Origin of the sequence: Ruegeria atlantica, from assembly GCF_013033965.1 — a bacterium.
In the GTDB taxonomy this organism is placed as follows: Bacteria; Pseudomonadota; Alphaproteobacteria; order Rhodobacterales; family Rhodobacteraceae; genus Ruegeria; species Ruegeria atlantica_D.
Genome location: NZ_WQFE01000006.1, coordinates 201,260 through 227,272, shown reverse-complemented (window position 1 = coordinate 227,272; position 26,013 = coordinate 201,260). Strand labels below are relative to the sequence as shown.

The 26,013-nt window shown below is 54.5% G+C and carries 19 protein-coding genes and 1 pseudogene; 9 read left to right on the top strand and 11 right to left on the bottom strand.

Annotated features, from left to right (window positions below; all coding sequences use genetic code 11):
• The first annotated feature begins 8 nt into the window (after window positions 1–8).
• Complete coding sequence (locus GOW16_RS13335; protein ID WP_170415759.1) at window positions 9–278, top strand: hypothetical protein; 270 nt, start codon at window positions 9–11, stop codon at window positions 276–278.
• Between the two features lie 203 nt (window positions 279–481).
• Complete coding sequence (locus GOW16_RS13330; RefSeq protein WP_170415757.1) at window positions 482–2,173, top strand: thiamine pyrophosphate-binding protein; 1,692 nt, start codon at window positions 482–484, stop codon at window positions 2,171–2,173.
• Window positions 2,174–2,815: 642 nt separating this feature from the next.
• On the opposite strand, the gene GOW16_RS13325 is transcribed toward GOW16_RS13330, so the two are convergent.
• Entirely contained in the window at window positions 2,816–4,651 is a 1,836-nt protein-coding gene (locus GOW16_RS13325; protein WP_170415754.1) for a S8 family serine peptidase, read from the bottom strand.
• A gap of 195 nt (window positions 4,652–4,846) precedes the next feature.
• On the opposite strand from GOW16_RS13325, the gene GOW16_RS13320 reads away from it, so the two are divergent.
• The 6 genes and pseudogenes from GOW16_RS13320 (at window position 4,847) to GOW16_RS13290 (ending at window position 12,992) form a co-directional block, all read left to right on the top strand.
• The gene (locus tag GOW16_RS13320) at window positions 4,847–5,035 is read left to right on the top strand and encodes a Flp pilus assembly complex ATPase component TadA (protein WP_170415753.1); all 189 of its coding nucleotides are present in this window, start codon (window positions 4,847–4,849) and stop codon (window positions 5,033–5,035) included.
• 11 nt (window positions 5,036–5,046) lie between these two features.
• Window positions 5,047–5,421: pseudogene (locus tag GOW16_RS23085) on the top strand (GFA family protein).
• Between the two features lie 3,001 nt (window positions 5,422–8,422).
• Window positions 8,423–9,628, top strand: coding sequence for a YcaO-like family protein (locus tag GOW16_RS13305; RefSeq protein ID WP_170415749.1), 1,206 nt, complete (start codon window positions 8,423–8,425; stop codon window positions 9,626–9,628).
• Window positions 9,625–10,983 (top strand): TfuA-like protein, encoded by a 1,359-nt coding sequence (locus GOW16_RS13300; RefSeq protein ID WP_170415747.1) that lies wholly within the window; start codon window positions 9,625–9,627, stop codon window positions 10,981–10,983. Before GOW16_RS13305 ends, GOW16_RS13300 begins: the two co-directional genes overlap by 4 nt.
• Window positions 10,970–12,265 (top strand): hypothetical protein, encoded by a 1,296-nt coding sequence (locus GOW16_RS13295; RefSeq protein WP_170415744.1) that lies wholly within the window; start codon window positions 10,970–10,972, stop codon window positions 12,263–12,265. Before GOW16_RS13300 ends, GOW16_RS13295 begins: the two co-directional genes overlap by 14 nt.
• A gap of 151 nt (window positions 12,266–12,416) precedes the next feature.
• Window positions 12,417–12,992: a pentapeptide repeat-containing protein gene (locus GOW16_RS13290; protein ID WP_170415742.1), complete on the top strand. Its 576-nt coding sequence runs from the start codon at window positions 12,417–12,419 to the stop codon at window positions 12,990–12,992.
• Window positions 12,993–13,045: 53 nt separating this feature from the next.
• Here the strand turns inward: GOW16_RS13290 and GOW16_RS13285 are convergent, their stop codons facing one another.
• From GOW16_RS13285 to GOW16_RS13270, 4 genes are all read right to left on the bottom strand, one after another.
• Window positions 13,046–14,815 carry a tetratricopeptide repeat protein gene (locus GOW16_RS13285; RefSeq protein ID WP_170415740.1) on the bottom strand — a complete coding sequence of 590 codons (1,770 nt, stop codon included), beginning with the start codon at window positions 14,813–14,815 and terminating at the stop codon, window positions 13,046–13,048.
• 94 nt (window positions 14,816–14,909) lie between these two features.
• Window positions 14,910–15,512, bottom strand: a complete 603-nt coding sequence (locus GOW16_RS13280) for a GNAT family N-acetyltransferase (protein WP_170415738.1) — start codon at window positions 15,510–15,512, stop codon at window positions 14,910–14,912.
• A 307-nt stretch (window positions 15,513–15,819) separates the two neighbouring features.
• Window positions 15,820–17,268 (bottom strand): phosphonoacetaldehyde dehydrogenase, encoded by a 1,449-nt coding sequence (gene phnY, locus GOW16_RS13275; RefSeq protein WP_170415736.1) that lies wholly within the window; start codon window positions 17,266–17,268, stop codon window positions 15,820–15,822.
• A gap of 188 nt (window positions 17,269–17,456) precedes the next feature.
• Entirely contained in the window at window positions 17,457–18,470 is a 1,014-nt protein-coding gene (locus tag GOW16_RS13270) for a GlxA family transcriptional regulator (RefSeq protein ID WP_170415733.1), read from the bottom strand.
• A gap of 171 nt (window positions 18,471–18,641) precedes the next feature.
• On the opposite strand from GOW16_RS13270, the gene GOW16_RS13265 reads away from it, so the two are divergent.
• Window positions 18,642–19,322, top strand: a complete 681-nt coding sequence (locus GOW16_RS13265; protein ID WP_170415731.1) for a GntR family transcriptional regulator — start codon at window positions 18,642–18,644, stop codon at window positions 19,320–19,322.
• 13 nt (window positions 19,323–19,335) lie between these two features.
• Here the strand turns inward: GOW16_RS13265 and GOW16_RS13260 are convergent, their stop codons facing one another.
• The 6 genes from GOW16_RS13260 to GOW16_RS13235 all read right to left on the bottom strand — a co-directional run bounded on the left by GOW16_RS13260 (window position 19,336) and on the right by GOW16_RS13235 (window position 25,926).
• Window positions 19,336–20,292 carry an ABC transporter ATP-binding protein gene (locus tag GOW16_RS13260; RefSeq protein ID WP_170415729.1) on the bottom strand — a complete coding sequence of 319 codons (957 nt, stop codon included), beginning with the start codon at window positions 20,290–20,292 and terminating at the stop codon, window positions 19,336–19,338.
• Window positions 20,289–21,266 (bottom strand): ABC transporter ATP-binding protein, encoded by a 978-nt coding sequence (locus GOW16_RS13255; RefSeq protein WP_170415727.1) that lies wholly within the window; start codon window positions 21,264–21,266, stop codon window positions 20,289–20,291. Before GOW16_RS13255 ends, GOW16_RS13260 begins: the two co-directional genes overlap by 4 nt.
• Window positions 21,267–21,270: 4 nt before the next feature.
• The gene (locus GOW16_RS13250) at window positions 21,271–22,173 is read right to left on the bottom strand and encodes an ABC transporter permease subunit (RefSeq protein WP_170415725.1); all 903 of its coding nucleotides are present in this window, start codon (window positions 22,171–22,173) and stop codon (window positions 21,271–21,273) included.
• Window positions 22,173–23,180, bottom strand: coding sequence for an ABC transporter permease subunit (locus GOW16_RS13245; RefSeq protein ID WP_170415723.1), 1,008 nt, complete (start codon window positions 23,178–23,180; stop codon window positions 22,173–22,175). The genes GOW16_RS13250 and GOW16_RS13245 overlap by 1 nt, the downstream gene beginning before the upstream one ends.
• On the bottom strand, window positions 23,180–24,274 hold the full coding sequence (locus tag GOW16_RS13240) for a M24 family metallopeptidase (protein ID WP_170415721.1): 1,095 nt from the start codon (window positions 24,272–24,274) through the stop codon (window positions 23,180–23,182). The genes GOW16_RS13245 and GOW16_RS13240 overlap by 1 nt, the downstream gene beginning before the upstream one ends.
• A gap of 68 nt (window positions 24,275–24,342) precedes the next feature.
• A complete protein-coding gene (locus GOW16_RS13235; protein WP_170415719.1) occupies window positions 24,343–25,926 on the bottom strand; it encodes an ABC transporter substrate-binding protein in 1,584 nt (527 codons plus the stop codon).
• Between the last annotated feature and the right edge of the window lie 87 nt (window positions 25,927–26,013).

Sequence of the window (26,013 nt, the reverse complement as noted above, 5' to 3'; positions counted from 1 at the left end):
ACAAACGAATGCTGCGTGAAATTGGCTTTGCTTATGCGGATGTGACTGAGGGTTACGTCCATGCATTGCGATCGGACCAGGCCACTTTTGAACGGGCACGTCAGCGGTGGGGCGAGTTTTTTGCTCAACTGCTTCTCACAGACCGGCATCAGAAAACCACTGCTGGAGCTATTGGTGGACAAGCACTGCTGTTCGAGATGAACGCATTGTTTGAGAGATACGCCGCCAGACTGGTCACTCGTGCGCAGGCCGGCAGGTTTGGGGTGTCACGAGCCTGACAGCAAAACGGAGGCGGCATTGATGGTGCGCTTGCACGGAAGTCGGGCGTGAGTCCCAAGAAGGGGTGTCATTCTAGTCTAGGATAGCTTTCGGATGCCAACTTTTCAAATTTGAAGACACTCCCAATACTCTAGGTTTTGCAAAACCAGCTTTCGGAAATAGGATGTGTGCAGTTTTATTCAATTTGCATTGGAACAATGGCATGGCAACAGAATGCTGGACCGTCGGATCATACCTGGCAAAAAGACTGCAAGAAGCTGGGATCGTAGAGTACTTTGTGGTCCCGGGTGACTATAACCTGGTTCTTCTGGATGAATTGCTGTGTAACCGGGATCTGCACATGGTCAGTTGCTGCAACGAGCTCAATGCAGGCTATGCAGCAGACGGATACGCCCGTGCGACAGGAGGGCCGTCCGCGGCGGTTGTGACCTATTCGGTCGGTGGATTGAGCCTTTTGAATGCTGTTGCGGGCGCTTATGCCGAAGATCTTCCATTGATCGCTATTTCCGGAGGGCCAAACACGAATTCTGAGGCTGAGTGGGAATATCTGCATCACACGCTGGGAGAGGTTGACTACGACTATCAGCGCGAGATCTTTGCCCGTGTCACGGCCGAGGCCGTCACGATTCATCATCCGTCCCTTGCCCCTGTGGCAATCGACCGGGCGATCGACACCGCAATGCTTCGGCGCAAACCGGTTTACATCGAAATCGCCTCAAACATAGCCGGTGCGCCCACATCAGCGCCCGTGCCGCGCAGTTTTGCGAGACGATCCAGCAGTGATCCGAACACTCTGGCAACCGCTGTGGCGCAGGTTTCGGAATTTCTGAACGCCGCAGTGCGCCCAGTGCTGATCGCCGGAAGCAAAACCCGCGCGGGTCAGGCAGAGACTGCGTTGCGCGGGCTTGCTGCCACCTGTGAATATGCACAGGCATCCATGCCCAATGCCAAAAGCTTTTTGAATGAAGCAAATGAAAACTTTATGGGGATTTATTGGGGACCTGTAAGCACACCGGGCTGTGGAGAGATTGTCGATGCCGCGGACGGGCTGTTGTTTGTCGGCCCCGTTTTCACCGACTATACCACTACCGGCCACCAGCTTGGTTTTGATCCCGGCAAAGCAGTTATGGTTCATCCGACCTCTGTTCTTTTGGGTGACACCCATTTCAGCAACGTTCGTATGGACGAGTTTCTGGATGCGCTGGCGGACAAGCTGACGCCGAATGATGGCGCGGTCACGACATTTGAACGTGTCAGAACTCCGCAAAGCCTACCCGAGCCCGGAGTGCCCGAAACGGCGCTGACGGTTCGGCAACTGTTTGCCCGTGTTCAGAAGATGTTGGACAAACATAGCACGCTGCTCGTTGAGACGGGGGACTCATGGTTCAACGGGATGGAGATCACCTTGCCCGAAGGGAGCCGTTTCGAGATACAAATGCAATACGGGTCCATTGGCTGGTCTGTCGGTGCATCGCTGGGATACGCGTTGGGCAATGCCGGGCGCCGACTAATCTCATGCATCGGTGACGGTTCGTTTCAACTAACCGTCCAAGAGGTTTCGACCATGATCCGGTATAACGCAAAGCCGATTATTTTCCTCATCAACAACGGCGGTTATACGATCGAAGTCGAAATCCACGACGGGCCTTACAACACCATCAAGAACTGGGATTATGCGGGCCTGATCGACGTGTTCAGCGCCGGGGAGGGCAGCGCCTGGGGATGTAAGGTGACAACAGAAGGCGAGTTGGACAAGGCGATCGAAACGGCTATGGATCATGATGGTCTGTGCCTAATCGAAGTTCTGATCGACCGGGACGATTGCAACGTCAATCTGCTGCGGTGGGGCAATCAGGTTGCGCGAAACAACGGTCGGCCCAATCGATGCCGATAGGGGGTGTATGTTCAAATCGTGACAGGCTAATAAACAAAGCCGGTCGCATTCCTGTCAGCTGCTGCGGATTGACCGAAACTCAACTTGGAATTTGTGGCCGTTGTTAGTCCGGGCTTAGTGAATGCGGTGTGCCTTCGCAGCTTCGCAACGCCGCACTGAAAGTCGGCTTTGGGTCGTCCTAGGCGAGCGCCGTGAAATTTGTAGCGTCTTGGCGTCCAGTCAGCTCCACAGATGAAGGCAGATACGGGACACAAACTAGGGCTTTGATGTGAGATACTTTTCCTTAAGGTAGGCGAAACCCCTTTCCCCGCTTTGGCGACAAAAGGTCAGCCGGGTTTCCATCTGCCTTTGGCGATAGGCGCCTGGAGGTGTCTATACTCACGACTTCGTCTATGTCAGCTACGCGCGGTAGGTTGAGGCGCGAGACTGCGCCAACTATCGCCGCCGGTCCGGCACTGGTCACAACGACCTCCAGCTTGTCGAGCTTATCGCAAACGCTATCCGGGTCGGTGTTCGGAGCGATCCGAAAAATCAAGGTTTGTGTCTCGTTCGGATCCCCACTTTCCGCCCAAGCAGTCAGACTGGCCGGAAGCTTGTTCGACTTTGGGTTTTCGCCTTTGTCTGTCATATTACTCTCAAGGTTTAGGTGACCACCGAGTAGTTCAAGAGCCCTTCGACATCGACTTTGCCGTAACCAAAAGCTGGGTTCCACACAGCGCCGGTATCGTCGTCGCGCTGACCCGTGGCCCGCAGCCGCAACTGCACGTCCTCTGGTGTAAGATTGGGTTCCTGTTGCAACATAAGCGCTATCACGCCGGTCAGGAAAGGGGTCGCCATGCTGGTGCCCTGGATGGAGATATAATTGTTTCCAGGCAGGCGCCGCGACGCATATCTTGGATCGGTTGCCATCGAGCTGTTGCTGGCCAATGCGGCGACCACATGCTGCCCCGGGCCAGCGATAGTTGGGCGCTGTACGCCTGTTCGCGTGGGTCCGTTGCTTGAAAATGGTGAAATTTGCCCTACTGAAAGCCCGGGAACAGACGAACCGCCTGGCAAGATCGAAGCGCGGCTGACGAAGGAGCTGACCGAGATCGCGCGCTCTTCCGACGCTGGCATGCCAATCGAGTAGAGGGGTGAATTCTGCGACATGAAGATGTTCCGAGCGTTGTCGAAATCAGCTGTATGTCCCCATGCGTGGACCTCGCCTTGAATAACCCGTGTCGCGTACAGTCGGATTGTCCAGCGGCGGTTTCGCTGTAGAGCTCCGACCGCGAAGAACAGGTTTGTGTCGCCGTTGAATTGATCCTGTCGCATATCCCCAATGAACTGGCCCGCACTTGATTCTTGAAGTTGGCCGTTTAGGGCAATTTGGCTCCCGTCCGGGTCGACTACCGAGGCATCAACCTCGTCTCCGCGTGGAATCCATATGTCGATCCATTGAGGAGAATCGCGAATGGTAAACTCGATATCGAGCGCAGCACCTTCAATCAGTACACCCCGAAAGTGGATGCGGTCCTGTGCTTCGTTGCCGGCCGCCACGACTACGATCCGGCCAGGCCCGCTTTCCTTGGAAATAACATTCTCCAGCGCACTTGTCCCGTCATGCGGACCGATGTGGCCGCCAAGCGACAGGTTCACTACGGCTGGGCGGTCTCCAGCGGCGTCAAAAATACGCCGGATTCCTTCAATCGTGTGAGTGTCAAACAATGAGTCCGACCGCACGCCCATCAAGGTTGCTCGCGGTGCGACACCTCGAAATTGGGCGCCGTTCGAGGCGCGGCCATTGCCAGCAGCAATCGACAAGCAATGTGTGCCGTGACCGTTGAGATCGCCTTGTGGAACACCAACGCCGCCGGCGAGAGCGTTGTCAATCTGGCTTTTGTCGAATACATCAAAGATGTCCTGATCGCTGGCCTGATCGCGCCTCGCATGGATGAACATTTCAAGCCGACTGTCATTAGGACCACTTTGAAAATCCGGATGGGTCCAATCGACACCACTGTCGACAATCCCGACGACGACGTTGTAGCCGGTAAGTGTTGGATGGCTGGCCGCGGCGATGTCGGCGCGTGTCGCCGGGCCGCGCGCCTCGTCAAGAAGCATGTGCAGCTTGCGGCTGAGCTCGGCACGCCGCAGGCCAGGAATTCTATCGAGTTCAGCTATGTTTTCTTTGGGGATATTGGCCAGTACGACATTTGGGCCGCGCGAAACGATTTTGCCGCCAATATTGTCCAGTTCATCTACAACCTGCCGATGCGCTGAACCATCGAAAACAAGTTTTACCGTCAATGTCTCACGGGGTAGAATGGCGGTCCGACTGACATTCGCCTGGCGGCCTTTCGGCACGGGCGTTTGGGCTAGCTGCATCGTTGCGGGTGGTTCGTCGAGGAACGTATCTGAAAAAAGAGTTTCGGTCTCGATTACCGTTTTTGTCAGTTCGTAGAGCCCGCCATCGAATACCGATTGTCTGGTTTCCATTTCGAAAATCCTCCAACTGAAACAAAATAGAAGAAACACACGGCTTATGCGCAGTATACGCACTTTTCAGCGGACTTGCGATCACACGCGACAACCCGCCATTGTGGATGGTATAGCTATCGCCCTGTGCCAGGCTGTTTCCAAGGAACTGCCGCCCTACGATGTGATGAAGGGCTGCGGGATCTGATCGCCAACATGGTCGTCCTTAAAACAGGTGTGGACCCGCAAGATGTCGCCGTATTTCATGCCTACGAAAATGGCGGGTTTGGAGATTTTCTGCGAGCGGCTGTCAAAGCCAAGTGGAGCGTTCTTTTGACGGGCCAGACGTCCTCCGGCAAAACCACCCGGTTGGCTGCGAATGCGGATCAGTTCGGTAGGTCGTAACTGGCGATTCTATTGTAACCTACGTATGTCATTGCACAATTTTCCAAATCCAGTCAGGAAGCGCTTTTGGCATATCCATGCGCATTCACCCCACTGACTTTCAGATCACGGTCGGGGACCTGAAGACCTTTCAGTGACAGACCGACAGTAGCCAGGTGCTTACAAATTCGTTTTGCCCTGATTGTGGCGTCCGCATCCGTCACCAAGCCAGCAAGGCGGCTGATCACCTCAGCCTCAAGCCAGGATCTCTGGACGACACGAGCTGGTTGCAACCCACGCATCGCGAATTTGCCCCAAGTGTACAGTCATGGCTAAGAGTTCCGAGAAAAGCACAGGTCATCAACAGCGGGCCCTCGGATTGCGCTTGGCTTTTGGGACAAGGTTGAGATAGTGACGCCGTGCACTCAACTACCATTGGACTAGAAATCCCTGATTTTTGGACCGGTATTACTTGAACAACAGCCTTGCAAAGCCCCAGAAATTCCCAGCGATCGAGTCAAACAATCACGACGTTCAACACCTTGAGGGATGTCAGAAAAATTTGACTTTTACTTCCAAAACTGACCCTACCAGATCCGGCCAAACTTACTTTTCCCAAGTATTCGCTCTCTTTCGGCAGACGACGCACTGTATTGCCGCAAGCCCGCTCTGAGCTCAAGGTGCTCTTAGATTGAGGCATTGACCCAGAATAAGCCGTTGCTTCGCCGCGAACGTCCGTGCCCGCAAACAGGCGTATGCTTGCCGCCGGCAAAAATGGCCACGAGTTTTTGCCGCTGCCGACAAAGACGCCGAAAGTTTCTGGGCAATTACAAGCTCCGGACTGGAGCACCCTAACCTTGGACCCCACTAGCTGTTTAAGACGGATACCGGTCGCCTGCGACCTTTTTGTTGATGTCATGAAAGCCGCAATTGGCTCAGGCGCGGCGAATGCTCACTTCGTCGGCAGACTGTGAGTTTGAGTTCGTAGGAATTACGCACGTGCAGAAAATGGCTGGAACTTGGATTGCGCCGGCAGCATCGCCGTTGGATGGTGGATGACTGCTTTGGATGGATCCTGCATTGCAAAAATTTGCTGGCGATTTTTGCAGAGTTATTGTCACTACGATTGTCTGTTCGGCCTGTTGCGTGGGGCAGTGTTGTCGCAACTGGCTCTGATGAATTGCGCAAGCGAGGTTCCAATCGGTTTATCAACCTTAACAAAGAACGCTGATATTCACGGACTGTCATTGTTCTTGGTTGACTTAACTCCGCATCATCACTTCTACGTCTTGCATTTCGTGGACAGCTTGCGCGAATAGATTGAGGGCTGCTGGTATTCCTGTTTCTTTGTGAGCATCGACCAGACGATCTTGGCGACTTTTTTCGTATTTCGGTTGTTGTGAGGCGGAAGGACTTGTCCGCGATGATCTTCGCGGAACAGAGATCAAGTTTTTGGGGTGGGCGCTTTATGATGACCGCACGTGATGTCATACTGACGACCAGAAGCTTCCGGATGAAGCGACCACCTTTCTTGCTGATCTTGCCCATTCGTTCTTTGCCGCTGCTGGACATGTTTAGTGGTGTGAGGTCCAGCCTGTCTGACGTCAGCACTTTATGCAGCGACAATCGCTGAAGCCGTGTTCGGCCCGGTTCTAAGCCTGCGCTTGACGATGAATTTACCCACAATTGCTGTGATCTACAAATCCGGGGCAGGATTTGGCACCCGTACTTAACACGCTTGCCGGCGTTGTGCGGGGCGCTCAGCGCGCGCTGCTCATACTTGACATAGACCAACATAAGGGAGGCATTCAGAAGCAGCGTCATATCTACAATTTCGGACCGATCGCGCGTTTGTTGACAAATCCGTGATCGAAATGGTTTTCCTATTGGTTTGAAAGAGTTGCGTTCGATAGTCTTTGTGAGATCGCGCTTGGCTGAATGCAGGTCGCGGTTGTGTGGTGGATACAGCTCAATCTGGATCTGGCCACGTTCTCTCTTCGGTGTAGCGCCACATGCATCGAAGAGAGTTTGGCAGGAAGAAAGCTTGCCGTGCAATTTTTGTGTCGAAGACCTTGGCAATCGCGTCTACGTTCACCAAGATAGCCGGTTTATTTTACATAATCTCTATTATCGGAGTTGTGAATCGCAAATGGGTACATTTTGATTGGATTGCGACTTTCCCCCATCTTGCTTAAAAACACTATACGGCGAAGACGCCTTAGGCTCAGGACTCATAGTTAGAGAATTACGATAGCAGCCAGTGCGATTGCGGACAGGCAGACCATTGGGCATCTGTCGTATCACTTTGCTACCCGGCGCCAGCCCTTAAGTCTACCGAACTTGATCTCTATTCGGTTTGGGCCGAGCTCGACCGTCTGACAACAGTTGAACCCATTCAATGGGCAAGTTTGACAGATGCCTTGTAGTCTGAGACGCTCCCACCATTCGCAAAGGAGATTCTAACAATGGACCAGCCTACACTCTGATCCCGCCGCGCGCTGACCTGGATTGGCAGAATGCGCGTTGAAAAACTCCTGCGGAGGACTCTGACAATGGACAAACGACGCTAGCCTCTTGTGGGCGTTAACTGTCGTGCATCTGCGCGACTTCAGCTTCCTTTTGTCATGAGGTGCATCATGCCCTTCAAACCACCAAAAACCGCCCTCGGGCGGGCCCTTCCTGCTGTGGAGGACACAGCTAAAACCGCCAAGTTAGTGAAAGCCAAAGTCAAGCCGCCGCGCGACCTGCGTATGAAGACATCGCCGCGTGCGGCCAAGCGCTTGAACATTCCCGGCAAAGCGGGGGGTCGATAGAGACTAGTGCGGGGCGTGTTGAGCGCCCCGCATTTACGTCCGGCACCGGTTACTGTGAAGTACGAGCATGCGCGTGAAATTTGGAATAACGTGTCTGCTTTGCAGATCTTGCGACAGCAACGGAAGTAGTCGCTGGGTAGTAAAGTGGGGCAAGGCGATCTGCTGATCGACCAAGCCCAAGGAATACAAACCTGTGCCGGTATCCAGGCTACGACGAGGCCAATTTGGCCTTCCGCTTAACTGCGACACGACCAGAAATCAGCGAATACTTCAACGCTTTCTGACGTCGACTTGTAACGTTTGGATCGTCGAGGCACGCAAAGAGGGCAAAAACTAGGGTGTTGAATTCAATCAGAGGCGTATCTCAATAATTTAGTCTCATTGTTTACGCACTCCGACATGGGGGAAGATCAACACCGGAAACTTTGATAATGCATCTAACGTTCAATATAGAACACGGAAACTTACCAGCTTGTTCCGAACGCTCGACCGGGAACCAGTAAGGTTGACCCGCGCGAATTCATCTACCATCCTGTTTACGTATAGCTTGTTTTATTGTGCTAACCTGCACGTTTGTTTTGGCAAGGTCGATGGAATGACCGATAACTCACAAAAGAACTACGTGCATGATACCCATCGTTTGCGCGACCCGGGGCAAACACTTAGCGTCGTGCAACCATTTCTTCGAGAAATGGGTATTACTCGGATTGCAAATCTGACTGGACTGGATCGGATCGGTTTGCCGACCGTTATGGTGGCGCGCCCAAACTCCCGGTCTGTTGCAGTGTCGCTGGGTAAAGGATTGTCGCTACAGGCAGCGCAGGCATCGGGCGTTATGGAAGCTATCGAATCCTGGCATGCCGAACGTGTAAGTCTACCGCAACGGCTGGCGAGATACACAGATCTGATCGACGAAGTGGATGTTGTGGATGTGGACAGACTTCCTCGGGTAATTGGCGCGCAATTTGATCCAAACCGCAACATGCTTTGGGTTGAAGGTCGAGACTTGAACCGTCAACACGCCTGCTGGGTTCCCCTTGAGATGGTGGATACCGACTACACCGCTGCTCCACTCGCTGGGCAGCGCGCCTTTCCCAGAACGACAAACGGCTTGGCTTCGGGTAACAATGTCGCCGAGGCCAGTTGCCATGCAATTTGCGAATTGATTGAGCGCGACGCAACGACGCTGTGGTCTCATCGACCCAAAACTGCGCGGCTTGATCCCGAAACCATCGACGACTCGAGATGCCAGGAAGCCATCGAAATGGTGTCAAACGCAAATCTAGAGATCGGGTTGTGGAACACGACGTCGGATATCGGTATTGCCAGCTTTCGTTGCGTAATCTGTGAAAGTGGTGGGCAGCCAGGACACATCGGCATCGGCGACGGATGTCACCCAGACCGTGCAATCGCCTTGCTGCGCGCAGTGACAGAGGCCGCCCAAACGCGGCTGACCTACATCTCGGGCGCGCGCGACGACCTGGACCCGGAAGAGTTCACCGATCAGGCAAAAACGGATCGGTGTCGATATATTCGAAATCTGATCGACAGTTCAGCTCCGACAGAGGCTTTCAAAGACTGCCCGACACATTCAACCGACACGTTCGAGGATGACCTGGCGTTGCTTATGAACCAGTTGGAGGTTGTCGGGATTTCTCAGGTGGTAGTGGTGGACCTGTCCCGGTCCGAATACGATCTTTCGGTGGTACGAGCGGTCGTACCGGGCTTGGAGGCACCGCATGACGACGCGGACTATGTCGCCGGCAAAAGAGCACTGCGGGTCAGGGAAGCATCCGCATGACGATCGCCATATTTGTAGGCCCTACCCTGCCATCACACGAGGTGACCGCACACCTAAATGCGACGGTTTTGCCACCGGTTCGGCAAGGTGATGTCTATCGAGTAGCAAAGGACCGGCCGCAGGCCATCGGGATCATTGATGGGTTTTTTGAAGGTGTGCCCTCGGTTTGGCACAAAGAAATTTTATGGGCGATGGAGCAAGGGATACCTGTCTTTGGCAGCGCCAGCATGGGTGCCTTGCGAGCTGCGGAACTCGCTGATTTCGGAATGATCGGTGTTGGCAGTATTTTTGAGGACTACCGCAGCGGCGTTTTGCATGATGACGATGAGGTTGCCGTTTTGCACAGCCCGGCAGAGCTGGGATTTCAACCTCTCGGCACACCGATGGTGTCCATCCGAGCCACTGTTAAATATGCGCAATCCGCAGGGATACTACCTCCTGAAAGCGCCGCAAAAATACTGGAACATGCCAAATCCAGACACTACCGACACCGCACGTGGCAGGACATCGGCAAAGTGCTGAAGGATCTGCCCGGCGTTACGGCCCTCGTGGATTGGTTGCCTGAAGGCGAAATTGATGCCAAGGCAGACGATGCACGCGCGATGCTCGCACTCATGGCGGATTGTCTGTCGCAGGGCACCCTCCCCCCAAGCCCTGTAACGCGGACCGAGACGACATTGGTTTGGAAGCAGCTACGCAATCGTATAGACGTCGACGAGGTCAAAAACCACGCGGTGATCGACGAATTGAGGTTGAACCCAGACCTTTACTCAGAACTGCGGAACCGTGCCGTACTGAGCGTGATTGCCCAAGAAGAAGCCGCTGAGCAGGATCAGAAGCCAGATCGTGACGCCCTGATCCGGCAAATGACGACCCATAGAGCCAACGCAGGACTATCTCACAAAACGCATTTGGTAGAATGGTTGGCGTCCAATGATCTGAACCTCGCGGAGTACGAGGACATTTTGGCGGATGCTGCGCGCATCGATGCGACGGTCGCGGCGCGCTTGAAACAGTTGCACGGACCGTTGTTGGCCGAATTGAAACGTACCGGCAGATATGTCGAGTTACGAGATCGGGCGGACGCCAAGAAAAAAGCCGCTGTTGTGAACGAACACCGTTCAGGCGCGGATCGTCTGCAAATGATCCTGTGGTATTTTGAAACGCGCCTGAAACAGGATGTACCGGATAACTTGGATAGCTACGCGGCTTCGCTTGGCCTGTCCGGACGCGCGGCACTTGATAAATTGATCGAAGCAGAGTTTTTGTATTGCCGCAGGAAGTCCTGTGCGGACATCCCCAAAAGCCAAGAGACTGCCGTCAGACACGAGGGGTCTATTGATGAGTGTACATAAGCATGTAGACGTTGAAGAACCCGGCACACGGTTTCTGTTGTATCCGCAATCGCCTTTTCTGGAACCCGGCATCCAGCCGGAACTTGTCGAGATTTCAGCTCCGCAAGGCAGCATTGGGCCGGGGCCATCCGGGCCGCGCATGTACACCGTCAATCCTGTCGGTAAAACAACACCTTACGGCGCCATCGTTCCGGGGCCGAATGGACCCGGCATGTATCTGCCGCCATGGGACGGGTACGTCCAGCCGCCTGCGATGCCAGATGAGTTCGGGAATTTTTTTCATATTGCCCCAACCGATCCCGCTTTTGAGGCCGCGCATTTGTTCGGGTCAGCCCATTTTACAATGGATGTGTGGCAAGGTTATTTCGACCGGCCGATCCCCTGGCATTTTGCGCGCGATTTCGACCGGCTTGAACTGTCGCTGCTACCCAGTCTGGACAACGCGCATATTGGCTGGGGGTTTCTGGAAACGGGCGGCACACATGAACATGGAAACGAATACCGCCCTTACAGCCTGAACTTTGACGTGGTCGCCCATGAAATCGGTCACGCCATTATTTACAGTGTCATTGGCATGCCTTCGAATGGGGATGCATCGGGTGAGTATTATGGGTTTCACGAATCCGCGGCTGACATGGTGGCCCTGCTGGCCTCGTTGCATTTCGGATCGGTTGTCGATGACCTGCTGGAAAACACACGGGGCAATCTTTACACGTTCAACCGTTTGAACCGATTTGCGGAACTGTCAGAAAACGCTCAGATCCGAGTTGCCGCCAACACCCGGTCCCTGTCCGAGTTTGCAGCAGGATGGACCAGCGAACACGATCTGTCCGAACCATTGACCGGGGCTATGTTCGACATTTTCGTGGACATCTACCATGAACGCCTATTGCTACATGACCTGATCTCACCCGAAGAAGAACACCTGTCCGATCAGCTGGAGGATTCACCGGACTACAGCGAGGTTATGCAGGGTATTTTTGATGCACGTTACGCTGAAAACCCCGATGGGTTCCGCATCGCTTTGCTTGAAGCACGCGACTATCTGGGGTCTTATCTGGCTGACACGTGGGAGCGGTTGGACGCAGATATGCTCAGCTATTTCGGCGTTGAAAAAGCTCTGCTCGCGGTTGACCAAGAGATCACTGGTGGCGCGTTCCGTAACATCATTGAAGGCAACTTCCGCTCGCGTGATATTGGCCTGACATCTGCCGGACCGCGTCTTCCCGATCCCGAGGAAGAAAGCCACTCGAACTCGGTTCGCACGAAGGTGCCGGAATGACGTGCAAAATCCTTTATTTTTAAGTGGTTTTGTGGCATGCAATCGGAAGAAGATTTTTGGAACGCATTTGCCCGAATTTTCTTTTCGGGTTTAATTTGAGGGGGAGATGAGGATTCTGGCTTCGTCGATCCCGTAATTGGGAGAGAGAAATATGCCTGAATCCTTGCTCAGTTTTTCAGAAGTGTTGATATACGGTCGTGAGCTCGAAGATTTAGAGTACAAACGTATTCCGTCCGGCGGAAAGGGTGATAACAAGCATCTGGACAAGCAATTTGGCGTAGCTAAAGGAGACATGGGACCTCGCTTCGCCAAAATTTATGGCTTTGCCTTTGAAGGTACCTACTACGATATGCCAGAGCCGGTGATTTTTCTGGTTCATGGTAAAGGTGAGCTGGTCGCTGATCCTGCAAAACCTGCAGACGATGCATCCAGAGCACCGAAAGAGCCGGGTATTGGCGGTGTTGCTGCAGCAGATTATCAGGTGGCAGACGAAATTCGAGTCTGGAAGTATGACAAATCCGACCAGACCATGCGTATGGATGTGATGACCGGTCAGTTCGAACAGGTCCTGCTGGACATCTATTTCGGCTTTGACAGCCCGGCCATTAGCGGCGCCAAAGTGAGCGGCGCAAAGGTCAGTGGCGCGAAAGTAAGCGGAGCAAAAGTCAGTGGTGCAAAAGTGAGCGGCGCCAAGGTCAGCGGCGCAAAGGTGCGCGGCGGCGATTAAGTCTAACTTACAAAAGGAAATTCAGGGCCCCCTATCGTGGGGCCCTTTGCTATTCAGAACCCGGCTTTTTTCAAACCTTCCACAAAGTGCTGCGTGTCTTCCTCCAGCCGATCCGGCTGAATGGACGTCCACCGGTCCAGCGAAAAGTTAGGGTGAGCTTCGTGGTGTTTTTCCCGTATCAGGCGGGCCATGTCCGTTTGGCCAAGCTGCGCATAGCTAGCAGCCAGCATACGCTGCCCCTCGGTCGGATTATTCATCTTGTTGACCGTCTCAATGACATCCTCATACCGTCTTAGATTATAATACGCTCCACCCAAGTGCCAAAGGTATTGATCCGGGAAGTAGGGATTTAGGCGCATTGCTTGCTGAAGATGCGTTATGGCCGTTTCATTGTCGCCCGAATGGGCCAGCGCGTCTGCAAAGTCAGAATGCATATCCGCGTCATTCGGGTTTAAAGCCAACGCCCTCTGATAGGACTGAATGGCTGCGTCATGCTCTTTGCGGTAAAGGTGCACATAGCCCAATTCGCCGAAACCACGCGCATCAGTCGGGTCCAACTCGATTGCGCGTTGCGCCAGCATCAGCGCTTTTTCCAACGCCTGCGATGGCTCGTCGGCCCAGGAATAACGCCAATCAATATTTAATGTTCGCGACAGCGCTGCGGCAGCACGGGCATACCTTTCGTCCCTTTCTAGGGCTGATTGATAGAAATTCTGGGCCTTGCGGTTGTCGTTTCGGGTATATTTGAAGATGTGATGCTGGCCTTGCAAAACCGAACCATAGGCTTCCAGATCGGATGGGATAGCCTGAATCATTCGCCGCTTTTCATGCGACTCGATCATCACTGCTGTGGCCGCAACGATGCACTCCGTCACTTCGTCAAGTATGTCGAAGATATCGTCAATTTTGCGATCAAACCGTTCGCCCCAGATCGTGCGCTCGGTGTTGGCATCAATCAATTCAGCGGAAATCCTAATGCGACTGGCCGATCGACGTACGCTGCCGCGTGCGACATACCGAACGTTTAGCTTTTGCGCTGCCTCTTTTGGAGGCATCGATTGTGTCTTGAAGAAAAACGACGAGTTCCGGGCGATGACAAACAGATTCCGAAACTTGGACAGGTTCATGATAATGTCGTCTGTCAGACCTTCGGCAATCCAACTGTCAGATTCATCCCCGCCTGAGCTGCTGAAGGGCAGAATCGCCACTGACGGCGTGTCCGGCCGCTCGAAGATGTCTCCCTGCAAATCCGGACGCATCGTGCCAGCCATTGTCGCACCGGCCATTTCGCTGCGAACGCAGTATGTCGAGATCGGATTCAGGATGTTCTTTAGCTGTTTTGGTCCAAGAAACTCGTACCCAAAACGCAAGCGATTGCAGACCTGCTCATATACGGCCGAGCTGACATAAACCCGTTCAGGCTCTGCAATTTCTTGCAACCGGGCGGCGATATTGACGTTGTCGCCGTGTATGCCGCGCTCGTCGATCAGGATTTCTCCGAGGTGAATCCCGGCCCGGAACTTGATTCGCTTGTCCTGTGGCCTGGTTTTGTTGTGATCGCTTGCGATCTGATGCAACTCGACCCCAAACTCCACTGCGCTGGTTGCAGTTTCGAACAGGACCAAAATCCCGTCTCCACGCACTTCGACAACGCGACCGTGGTATTTAGCACAAGACTCTTCCAGTAAAGATATCAATGATTTCAATTCATTATACGTATCCAGCTCATTTTCACTCATAAGCCGGGAATATCCAACGACATCAGCAAACAATACCGCGCCGAGTCGTTGAGTAATTGGAATGTCAGAAATTGTCGTACTCACAAGTGTAACTCTTTTTTCGGATTCAATGCGGACCCGTAACCAACATATATCAAAATTAGCTTTTGACGACTGAAGCTGTTTTGACCAGAACTGATCAAACCTCTGATTTCCGAGGCGGCCATGACCAGGCGACGCAATCGTTCGGTCCTAGTATCACCGTCGTCTTCGCATCCAGTTCCTGCGCCAGAACCTCTCGATGAACCATCCATTCGGACTTCAAAATGCCTACGACAACCATGTCACTAAACTCTCCTTCAGCGAACCAGGCTTGGCGCATCGTCCCTTCTATCTGGAACCCGATCTTAGCCACGAGATCGCGACTGTGATGATTGTCTGCGCGATAATAAGAGGTTATGCGATTTAAACCCAGCTGCCGAAACGCCAAATCCAGCACCAAAGCGGACGCCCGCAGCCCAACACCGGATCTGCGCATGGCCCTGTCGACAAAGACCGCAACCACTGCATCGCGATTGATGTTGGAGATGGACTCAAGCCCAGCCAACCCAACGGCTTTACCTGCGGAGGACTCGACCACAAACCAACATTTGCGGCTGGCATCGGAAGACGTGAATGCGTCTTTCCACCATTCTTCGGCATGCGATGTATTGAGGGGAACACGCGTCGTACGATCAAAGCGCGCAAGGTCTTCAACGTCCTGAAACCAACTCAGAACGGAATCCAGATCTGCCCTTTCCATTGGGCGCAACCTGAACGTGTTATTTGAACTGCTGCTCACGATAAAAAGTACCTTTGAAAGAAATCTGTAAAATCTGTTCAGACACTAGCACAAAAGTTTCGGAATTACGAAACGAGAATACAATAACTCAACCGCACGATTAACCCGTTACAGAAGTTGGTTTTTTGACAAGGCAGGTCAAAAACCTGCTGCAACTTGTGTTTGGTTCGACCTAGTTCGACGGTACGGCCAGTGCCGGTTAGAATACTTGGGAATCGCGTCGGCTGCGGCAGACAAATGTTCGAAAAACTGAATATCGTGCGCCGGATCACTCGGGCCACGGCAGCGAATATGTTTTGACGTTGGTGAAGAACTTCATTGCTTCTATCACACCTTCTTTGACGCCATTGCCGCTGTCCTTGATGCCGCCAAACGGGGACATTTCGATCCGGTATCCGGGTTGTTCCCAGATATTGCAGGTGCCGACCTTCAAACCATTGATAAAGGCAATCGCGCGGTTCAAGTCATTTGTGCAGACCCCGGCCGATAGGCCAAATGCGGTTCCGTTCGAGATATCCATAACCTGCGCGTCGTCATCCGGGACACGTACGATCGGTACGATTGGCCCAAACGTCTCTTCCATCACCAACTCGCTGCTGTGGGGCACCCTGTCGACAACAATCGGAGGTAACAATGCCCCGTTACGACCCGGATGATAGAGGATATCCGCCCCCTCTTCTGCTGCCATTTGCACGCGACTTTCGAACAATTCAGCAGCTTGCTCATGGATGACGCAACCCAACTGCGTTTCCGGGTCCTGAGGATCACCAAACCGGATGGCCTTGGCCTTTTTCAAAACAAATGGCACAAACCTGTCTGCGACGCTTTCCTGAACCAAAATGCGCTTGATCGCGGTGCAACGCTGTCCCGAATTTCCGGTGGCCCCGGCCATAGCGATACTGGCGGCCTTGTCCAAATCGGCGTCGCTCAAATCGTTCAGAACGATCAGAGGATCGTTGCCGCCCAACTCTAGTGCCTGTCGTTTGTAACCCGCCTTGGACGCGATCATCTTGCCCACCGACACGCCTCCGGTGAAGGTGATGATGTCGATATGCTCATTGGTGATCATCTCTTCGCCTATGTCCTGCGGCCAGCCAGTCACGACTTGAAACATCTCCGACGGCAGCCCTGCTTCGTACAGGATGTCTGCCAACGTCAATGCTGTCAGGGGGGTCAGCTCGGTCGGCTTGCAGACCATACAGTTATTGGTGGCTATGGACGGCGCAATTTTGTGACTGACCATGTTCAGCGGATGATTGAACGGTGTAATCGCACTGATGGCATTGACTGGTTCGCGTTTGGTAAAGATTTTGCGCTCTTTACCGTTGGGGGTCAGATCACACGAGAATACTTCTGCATCGTCCTTTAGTGCCTCAGCTGCGGAAAACTGGAAAACGTCCTGCGCGCGCCTGGTTTCGTAGATCGAGTGCTGATGGCAGATGCCAAGCTCAAGCGTCAACCATTTAGCGAGATATTCCCGTTTCTCGCCAATCAAGATACCGGCGCGCCGCAGAATTTCACTGCGTTCATAGCGCGTTAGTTTTGGAGTGTAATTTGCCGCAATCTCGAATGCTCTGCGCGCATGTTCAGCGGTACCAGCGGGGACGGTTCCGACAACCTCATTCGTGTAGGGGTAGTGTACGGGGACGGTAGCATCGGTAAAGACGATCTCGCCACCTATTCGCATGCCTTCGTTGCGGACATCGGAAGTGTTCATGATACCGTCCATGTTTATGGGGCCGCCGCTACAGTGACATATTTGTTTAAGCGCGGATGTTGCGGATTTTCGATCATGGGAATGACGATGAAAGGAACTTCCTTCTTGGTCAATGCACCGCAAGCAGTGACGTCACTCAAGATTGCCAAAAAAATGCCACGCCTGGTGCGCAATTCACACCATTGATCTTAGCTATCCTGCGACCAAGACCGGCGGAAGTTATGTGGAGAGATCTTGTATCGGCCACGGAAATGCACCGACAGCCTATCCGTGCTGGAAAACCCGGAGGCAAAGGCAATCTCGGATACGCTTAGATCGGTCTCATTCAAAAGGGCAAAGGCGCGATCCAGCCTGAGGTTGTTGTAATATTGGCCGGGTGACATCTTGGTGTGTTGCTGGAACAGCCGCTCCATATGGCGTCTGGAAAGAGATGCCTGACCTGCCACCGCCTCAAGGCTTAATGGCGTTTCAACGTTGTCCCGCATGATCTGGACTGCTTCGACCAGCTTGGCGTTGCGGGTCCCCAAAAGCGCCGAGACAGGCGAAACCTGCTTGCTGCCGCTTTCTCCGACACGCCTGTGCAAACACATCTCGGATACATTGACAGCCAGAGTATTGCCGAACAGTTCCTCGATCACTTCCAACATCATATCGGTGCTTGCATGCCCGCCGCCACAGGTGCGCAGTTTGCCGTCTATCTCATACAGGTTCTGGGTTGGCGTCATCGAGGGGAAGTACTCGCAGAACCCAGGGCGGTTTTCCCAATGGACCGTGAATTTCTTATCTTTGATCAAGCCCGCCTTGGCCAAGGCAAATGCCCCGGTGCAGATACCGCCAAAATCGCATCCATGGGCCTTTTGCCGACGAATCCAATTCAGAACACGGTCGTCAAACGAAGCCATCGGCTCGGTGCCGGAACACACGAAAGTATATGCCCCTTGCTCGAGGTCGTGCATAGGTTGGTCGGCCTGAATGCGAATACCGTTTGAGCACGTGACCGGAGCGCCATCCGTCGTCAGAACGTACCATTCGAACAACTGCTTCCGGGCCAATTGGTTTGAAACACGCAGAGGTTCAATCGCGGCGCTGAAAGCCAGCATCGTGGTTTTAGGCAGCAACAGGAAATGGAACGCCTTGGGCGGCCCATCATAGGGAACATCGACGGAGATCGCCCCCTTGGGCAGGAAACGCTGGCTGTCCACTAAACCCCTCCTCCGCTTTGGAACATTGCAACCTCACCTGCTCTGGTGTCCGGAAAATTGCCTGCCAAAGCCCTCGTGCAATTTATGTTTATCAATAGATGCAACACCCTTGGAAATCGAACGCTCATTTTGTATTTTGGATACAAGTTTACACCGACTGAGACCACTCTAATGCCCAGAACCCGCGCTATCGCACGTCAAAGCCTTCCAGAAGTCATCACCAATGATCTGCGGGAACGTATCCTAAGCGGAGAGATGGCCGAGGGCGAAACCATCCGGCAAGAGGCCCTTGCCGAGGATTATGATGTCTCGCGGATGCCAATCCGCGAGGCCTTGAAACGGCTTGATGCCGAGGGCCTTGTGCAGCTGACAAACAACCGTGGTGCATCGGTGACCTCGCATTCGCTTTCGGAAATTGGCGAAATTTTTGATCTTCGTGTGTTGCTGGAGGTCGATCTGTTCAAACGGGCTATCCCGCAGATGACCGAAGCCGATTTTGCCAAATGTGAAAAGCTGCTCGACGACATGGAAAAGTCTTACGAAGCTTATAATGTCGGGCGATGGGGTAGCCTGAACTATGAATACCACAAGGCGCTTTACGCAGCCGCTGACCGAGGGTTGACCAACGAGATCCTGCAACGGGTCAATCTGCAATCGGACCGCTATGTTCGCATGCATCTAAGCGTGATGGAACAGCGCGAGCCCGCCAAGAAAGATCACCGCCAGCTTTTGTCACTTGCCCGCAAGGGTCAGGTTGACGCCGCAGGCGAACTGCTGACCAAGCATATTCAAAGGACCAAAGATCAATTGCTGGCAATGGTCATAAAGACGCGGAAAGGCGAGATCGGCTGAACGCCCGCCCTTGTTATCCCAGTGGATGTAGGCAGGCCACTTTGTGGTCCGCGCCGCTCAACTCGGGCGGCGCTGCACGGCACTTTTCGGTCGCAAGCCAGCAACGCTGTGCAAAGGCGCAGCCTTTGGGGATGTTCATTGGGGAAGGAAGCTCGCCTTCCAGTTTGATCCGATCCTTTTGCGCTTCGGGGTCGGCCCTGGGCGTCGTCGACAAAAGCGCCTTGGAATAAGGGTGCCGGGGGGCGGCAAACAGTTTTTCCTTCGGAGCCTTCTCAACCGCACGGCCCAAGTACATGACGATCACATCGTCGGCGAAATGCTTCACCACCGAGAGGTCATGCGAAATGAACAGATAGGCGAGGTTCAGGCGTTCCTGCAGCTCGACCAACAGGTTCAGAATTTGCGATTGGATTGAGACGTCCAAAGCCGAGACAGGCTCATCCAGCACCAGAACTTTTGGGTTCAGCATCAGCGCACGGGCGATGGCGATCCGCTGCCGCTGCCCGCCCGAGAACATATGCGGATAGCGATCGTAATGTTCGGGACGCAGGCCCACAAGCTCGATCATTTCGCGCGCGCGCGCTTCCCGGTCGGCTGCGGACATGTCGCGGCGATTTATGATCAATGGCTCTTGCAGGATTTGCCCGATCCGTTGGCGCGGGTTGAGCGAGCCGTACGGGTCCTGAAAAACGATCTGTACTGTCTCACGCATCTGAGCCCATTTCGACGGGGTGATGTCAACGCCATCGATAACCAGATTGCCCGAGGTCGGCTCTTCAATCATAGTCACCACCCGTGCGAGGGTCGATTTTCCGCAGCCGGATTCCCCAACGATGGCCAGAGTTTTGCCCGGCCGCAGTTCGAAATCCACACCGGACAATGCCTTTACGGTTGCCGGTTTCGACAGCAGCCCACCTTTGACAGTGTAAAACCTGGCCAATTCACTGGCCTGAACAATGGGGGCAGTCATGCCAGTTCTCCGGCTGTAATCTTTTCAACATAATGGCAGCGGGCTTTGCCGAACTCCGCACCGTGCGGGGTTGGTGGCAACGACCGGCACAGATCATCGGCATATCGGCATCTGGGGCTGAACAGACAGCCTTTGGGCCGGTCGAACTGCCCCGGAACGACGCCGGGAATGGTTGGCAATATCTTGGAGGTAGCCCGTTCCGGCAAAGCGCTGAGCAGAGCAGTGGTATAGGGGTGACGCGGGGTGCGGAACAGGTCTTTGACCGGCTGTTCTTCAACCTTTTGGCCAGCATATTGGACCTGCACGCGTTCGGCTGTTTCCGCGACGACGCCCATATCGTGCGTAATAAGGACCAAACCCATCTCCTGTTCATCCCTCAGACGGACCAACAGATCAAGGATTTGTGCCTGAATGGTCACATCCAGAGCTGTCGTCGGCTCATCCGCTATCAACAGCTTGGGGTTGCAGGCGATGGCCATCGCTATCATCACCCGCTGGTTCATGCCGCCGGACATCTGATGAGGAAACGTGTTCAGGCGGCTTTCCGGTGCCGGAATACCGACCTGATCGAACAGCTCAATGGCGCGTTGGTGGCGTTCCTTTCGGTTCAGGCCCAGGTGGATGCGCAAGGCTTCCTTGATCTGGAAGCCGACCGTAAAGCAAGGATTCAGCGATGACATCGGTTCCTGAAAAATCATGGCAATGTCCTTGCCGATGATCTTGCGGCGGTCACGAGCCGAGATTTTGGTTAGGTCAATGCCTTCGAAACTCAGCTGATCGGCGGTGATAGTGGCGGTCCACGGCAACAACCCCATCAGCGCCAGCATCGACACGGATTTACCCGAGCCGCTTTCGCCGACAATGGCCATCAACTCGCCCTTGTCGACGGACAGGTCAACGCCATCCACAGCGCGGAACTGACCCGAGGCAGTGGCAAACTCGACGGTGAGGTTTCGGATGTCCAACAGGCTCATGTCGTCAGCTCCGCTTTAGCTTTGGATCTAGCGCATCGCGCAGACCGTCGCCCATCAGGTTGATGGCCAGCACAGTGACAAGGATGGCCAACCCGGGGAAAGTCACCACCCACCATGCGCGCAAGATGAATTCACGCGCCTCGGCCAGCATGGTGCCCCATTCCGGTGTCGGCGGCTGTGCGCCCATGCCCAGAAAACCAAGGGCTGCGGCATCCAGAATGGCAGTCGAGAACGACAGCGCCGCCTGAACGATGATCGGGGCCAGACAATTCGGCAGCACGGTCTTGAACATCAACCGGGCCTTGCCCGCACCGGCTACGCGGGCCGACGTGACATAGTCCTTTTGCCGTTCTGCCAACACTGATGCCCGGGTTAAACGCACGTAATGCGGTTGGAACACGATAGCGATGGCGATCATTGCATTCGTGAGCGAGGGACCAAGGATGGCCACCAGAACCAGCGCAAGCAGCAGCGAAGGGAAGGACAAAATGATATCCATTACCCGCATGATCATAGTATCGACCCATTTGGGCGCAAAACCCGACAGCAGCCCGACAATCACACCGCCCGTCACGGCCACACAAACCACCACGATGCCGACAAAGAAGGAATAGCGCGAGCCCATGATCAGCCGGGACAACATATCCCTGCCCAACGGGTCGGTCCCCAACGGGAAGGCCCAACTGCCGCCCTCTTGCCACGCTGGGGGCTGCAGGATGTGATTGCGGAACTGTTCGGTCGGGTCATAGGGGGCCAGTAAGGGCGCAAAGGCTGCGCAGAGGACGAAAGCGGAAAACACCCACAGTCCGAACACGGCACCTCGGTTTTCGCTGAAATAGTACCAAAACTCTCGCAGGGCACTGGGGCGGTCTTCGGTCTTAGGTGGGGTCGCGGACAGTTCAGCCATCACCGCCTCCGGATTTTGGGGTTGATGACGCCATACAGGACATCGACCAGCAGGTTCACCAGCATCACGATCACAGCGATCATCAACAGACCACCCTGCACTACCGGGTAGTCGCGGCGGAATATGCTGTCGACCATCCACTTGCCGATACCGGGCCAGCTAAAGATCGTCTCGGTCAGGATTGCCCCTGCCAGCAGCGTGCCAACGGACAAGCCGATCACGGTGATCACCGGGATCAGAGCGTTGCGTAGCGCATGCAGGCCATTGATCCGTGCCGGCGCAAGCCCTTTGGCGCGGGCCGTGCGGATGTAGTCTTCGCCCAGCACCTCCAACATGGCTGAGCGGGTCTGGCGCGCAATAACGGCCAGCGGGATCGTACCCAGAACAATCGTCGGCAGGATCAGGTGCCGTACGGCTGAACCAAACGCGCCCGGCTGCCCTGACAACAGGCTATCGATCAGCATAAAGCCGGTCACGCTGGGGAAATAGTAGAGCAGGTCGATCCGACCCGAGACCGGTGTCCAGCCCAAATTGCCCGAGAAGACAATGATTAACAACAGCGCCCACCAGAAGATCGGCATCGAATATCCAACCAGCGCGGACGACATCAGTGCGCGGTCAAAGAATTTACCCCGGTTTACCGCCGCGATCACGCCAGCGGGCAGACCAAGGGCCACGGCAAAAATCATCGCGCAAAGCGAAAGCTCCAGCGTGGCGGGGAACAGGGCAAAGAATTCATCCCAAACCGGTTTCTTGGTGACAAAGCTCTCGCCCAGATCGCCATGCAACACGCCGACAAGGTAATCCCAATATTGCTGCAGAACGGGTTTGTCGAAGCCCAACTTCTCGACCATCTCCTGATAACGTTCTTCGGTCATCCCGCGCTCACCGGCCATCACGATGATCGGATCGCCCGGAAGAACCCGGATGAACATGAACGAGATCAGTGTAACGCCCAGAAATGTCGGTACGAACATACCGAGGCGGGTAAGAAAATAGCCAAACATCAGCGACCTATGATTGTAAGATCTTTGGGAAAGCTGGTCAGCGAACGGCAACCATCGTCAGTCACCAGAACATCATCTTCGATCCGAACGCCGAAATTGTCCAGATCGTAGAGGCCCGGCTCATTAGTCCAAACCATGCCCGCGCGCATGATCTGGTCGTTCCCACGCATGATGTAGGGCGCTTCGTGCACATCGCGGCCCAACCCATGGCCCGTTTTGGTCCGAATACGGTCTCCATAGGGCGACGCTTCGAGGACGCAGGTTACCGCGTCGTCGACGTCATGAGCGGTCACGCCCGGTCGGCAGGCCTCGAACCCTGCCAAATTAGCGCGCAGAACCGTGTCATAGACCGCCCTGCCCTCGTCCGAGACCTCTCCGACGAAGAATGTACGCGTGATATCTGCAGCAAACCCGTGTTTGCGGGCACCAAAATCGAACAGAAGGGCATCGCCCGGCCTGATCTGGTAGTCCGCCCGTGCCTTGCCATGCGGCCTTGCCGAGTTATCGCCTGCCGTGACGATCGGCGAAAACGCCAAAGAGGCGGCACCTTCAGCGAACAACGCCTGGATCAGCGCCTGCTCGATCTGCAGCTCTGTCTGACCGACGCGTACATCTGCAATGACGCGCTCCAGCGCGCGTTCCGAGATGCCAATCGCCGCCTGTAGCGCGGCAATGTCCTCATCGGTTTTGATAATGCGGAGTCCGGAGATTTCCCTCTCGGCATCCACGATTTGAAGGCCTGGTTGAGCATTTGCAAAAGCCACTGACACAAAGACCCGCATCACTTGCCCTTCAACCGCCAGCGATCGCAATGGCATATGTTCGGCAAGGGCAGCGAAAGCTCCGTCATAGCCGGCTTGGTCGCGCCAGTCGAAAACAGCGCCTTCAAATCCGACCAGTTCCCACGAACCCAGTTCCAGATTGGGCACAATTGCGGCTGGTTCTCCCTCGGCCGGGATCACGACCACAAAGGGGCGCTCGTGGCTCATAAATGGTTTTCCCAATGCGCGGGTAAAATTCGGGCCGGGCACCAGTGCCACGGCATCTACTGACATGTCCTTTGCCAGTTGACGGTACTCGGACAAATCCGGCATTCGCGCCGACCTCCCAATAAAGAAAACCGGAGCCGCCAATTGGGCGGCTCCGGTTGGTGAGTGGTGATTTATTCGACGCTCACACCATAGAAGATGTGGCCGCCCAGAGGGTGCACCTTGTAGCCCTGAACCTTGTTGCTCATTGGCATATACACGACCGAGTGTGCGATGGTTGCCCAAGGGGCCTGCTCTTTGAAGATAACCTGAGCATCCTCGTAGAGCTTGGTGCGCTCAGCCTGATCGGTGGACTGCTTGGCCTTCAGGATTAGATCTTCGAAGGGTTCGTGGCACCACTGTGCGCGGTTCGACGCTTCGCGACCGTCACAGCCCAGCAAAACCGCCAGGAAGTTGTCTGGGTCACCATTGTCACCGGTCCAGCCCAGCAGAACGGCACCGTCGCGGTCCAGATCTTTTGAACGCGACAGATACTCGCCCCATTCATAGGACACGATCTCGACGTCCACACCGACCTTGGCAAAATCCGCCTGGATCAGTTCGGCCATACGACGTGCGTTCGGGTTGTATGGACGCTGCACCGGCATCGCCCATACTTTCATCGACAGGTCAGAAACACCTTCGGCTTCCAGCATCGCCTTGGCCGCTTCGGGATCATAGGCATCGTCGGTGATAGCGTCGTTATAGCCCCACATGGTCGGCGGGATCGGGTTTTTGGCAACCTGACCTGAGCCCTGGAACACCACGTCGATGATCGCGTTCTTGTCGATCGCCATGTTCAGCGCTTTGCGGACGTTGGGGTTATCGAACGGCGCCATAGTGGTGTTATAGGCTAGGTAACCAACGTTCAGGCCCTCCTGCTCCATCATATTGATGTCGCCGTCATCCTTCATCGCCTGAATATCGGCAGGGTTCGGATACGGCATGATGTGGCATTCGCCCGCCTTCAGCTTCTGATAACGAACCGATGCATCAGGTGTGATCGCGAAGATCAGGTTTTCAACATCCGCAGGTGCCTTCCAGTAGTCGGCATTCTGAGCATAACGGATCACGGCGTCTTTCTGGTAAGCCAAGAACGAGAACGGGCCAGTGCCGATCGGTGCGGTATTCAGCTTTTCAGGCGTGCCCGCTTCCATCATCGCATCTGCATACTCCGCGGACAGGATCGACGCAAAATCCATCGCCATGTTGGCGACAAAGGGTGCTTCTGGCTTAGTCAGTTTGAATTTGACAGTGTAGTCGTCGACCTTTTCGATGGACTCCACCAGATCCGGCATGCCCATACCCTTGAAGTATTCCCAGGTTCCACCGGACACCTGGTTATAGGGATGGCTGTCATCTTTTTGGCGCATGAACGAGAAAATCACGTCGTCAGCATTGAAATCGCGGGTCGGTGTGAATTCGTCATTCGAATGGAACTTCACGCCCTGACGCAGTTTGAAAGTGTATTCCAGACCATCATCGCTGGCTTCGACGCTTTCAGCCAATCCCGGGATGACGTTGGTCGTGCCGGTTTCGAATTCCAACAGGCGATTGTAGATAGGGTGCGACGAAGCATCAAAGGTGGTTCCAGCCGTAAACAGCGCCGGATCGAACCCCTCGGGCGAACCTTCTGAACAATAAACCAACGTATTTGCCTGAGCGGCTGCGCCGGACAGGGCTATCGCCGCTGTTGCAGCCAATAATTTGAGTTTCATGATTGTCTCCCAGAAAAATTTTCAATCGGCTTTCGCGTTGCTTTTGTTGATCAAGCAATTCCAGACGACTCTCATCGCCGCGAAATC

Bases quoted from the DNA above. Each gene is read 5' to 3' on its own strand.
- GOW16_RS13335 (WP_170415759.1), top strand. From the start codon at position 9: ATGCTGCGTGAAATTGGCTTTGCTTATGCGGATGTGACTGAGGGTTAC.
- GOW16_RS13330 (WP_170415757.1), top strand. From the start codon at position 482: ATGGCAACAGAATGCTGGACCGTCGGATCATACCTGGCAAAAAGACTG.
- GOW16_RS13325 (WP_170415754.1), bottom strand. From the start codon at position 4,651: ATGGAAACCAGACAATCGGTATTCGATGGCGGGCTCTACGAACTGACA.
- GOW16_RS13320 (WP_170415753.1), top strand. From the start codon at position 4,847: ATGGTCGTCCTTAAAACAGGTGTGGACCCGCAAGATGTCGCCGTATTT.
- GOW16_RS13305 (WP_170415749.1), top strand. From the start codon at position 8,423: ATGACCGATAACTCACAAAAGAACTACGTGCATGATACCCATCGTTTG.
- GOW16_RS13300 (WP_170415747.1), top strand. From the start codon at position 9,625: ATGACGATCGCCATATTTGTAGGCCCTACCCTGCCATCACACGAGGTG.
- GOW16_RS13295 (WP_170415744.1), top strand. From the start codon at position 10,970: ATGAGTGTACATAAGCATGTAGACGTTGAAGAACCCGGCACACGGTTT.
- GOW16_RS13290 (WP_170415742.1), top strand. From the start codon at position 12,417: ATGCCTGAATCCTTGCTCAGTTTTTCAGAAGTGTTGATATACGGTCGT.
- GOW16_RS13280 (WP_170415738.1), bottom strand. From the start codon at position 15,512: ATGGAAAGGGCAGATCTGGATTCCGTTCTGAGTTGGTTTCAGGACGTT.
- phnY (WP_170415736.1), bottom strand. From the start codon at position 17,268: ATGAACACTTCCGATGTCCGCAACGAAGGCATGCGAATAGGTGGCGAG.
- GOW16_RS13265 (WP_170415731.1), top strand. From the start codon at position 18,642: ATGCCCAGAACCCGCGCTATCGCACGTCAAAGCCTTCCAGAAGTCATC.
- GOW16_RS13260 (WP_170415729.1), bottom strand. From the start codon at position 20,292: ATGACTGCCCCCATTGTTCAGGCCAGTGAATTGGCCAGGTTTTACACT.
- GOW16_RS13255 (WP_170415727.1), bottom strand. From the start codon at position 21,266: ATGAGCCTGTTGGACATCCGAAACCTCACCGTCGAGTTTGCCACTGCC.
- GOW16_RS13250 (WP_170415725.1), bottom strand. From the start codon at position 22,173: ATGGCTGAACTGTCCGCGACCCCACCTAAGACCGAAGACCGCCCCAGT.
- GOW16_RS13245 (WP_170415723.1), bottom strand. From the start codon at position 23,180: ATGTTTGGCTATTTTCTTACCCGCCTCGGTATGTTCGTACCGACATTT.
- GOW16_RS13240 (WP_170415721.1), bottom strand. From the start codon at position 24,274: ATGCCGGATTTGTCCGAGTACCGTCAACTGGCAAAGGACATGTCAGTA.
- GOW16_RS13235 (WP_170415719.1), bottom strand. From the start codon at position 25,926: ATGAAACTCAAATTATTGGCTGCAACAGCGGCGATAGCCCTGTCCGGC.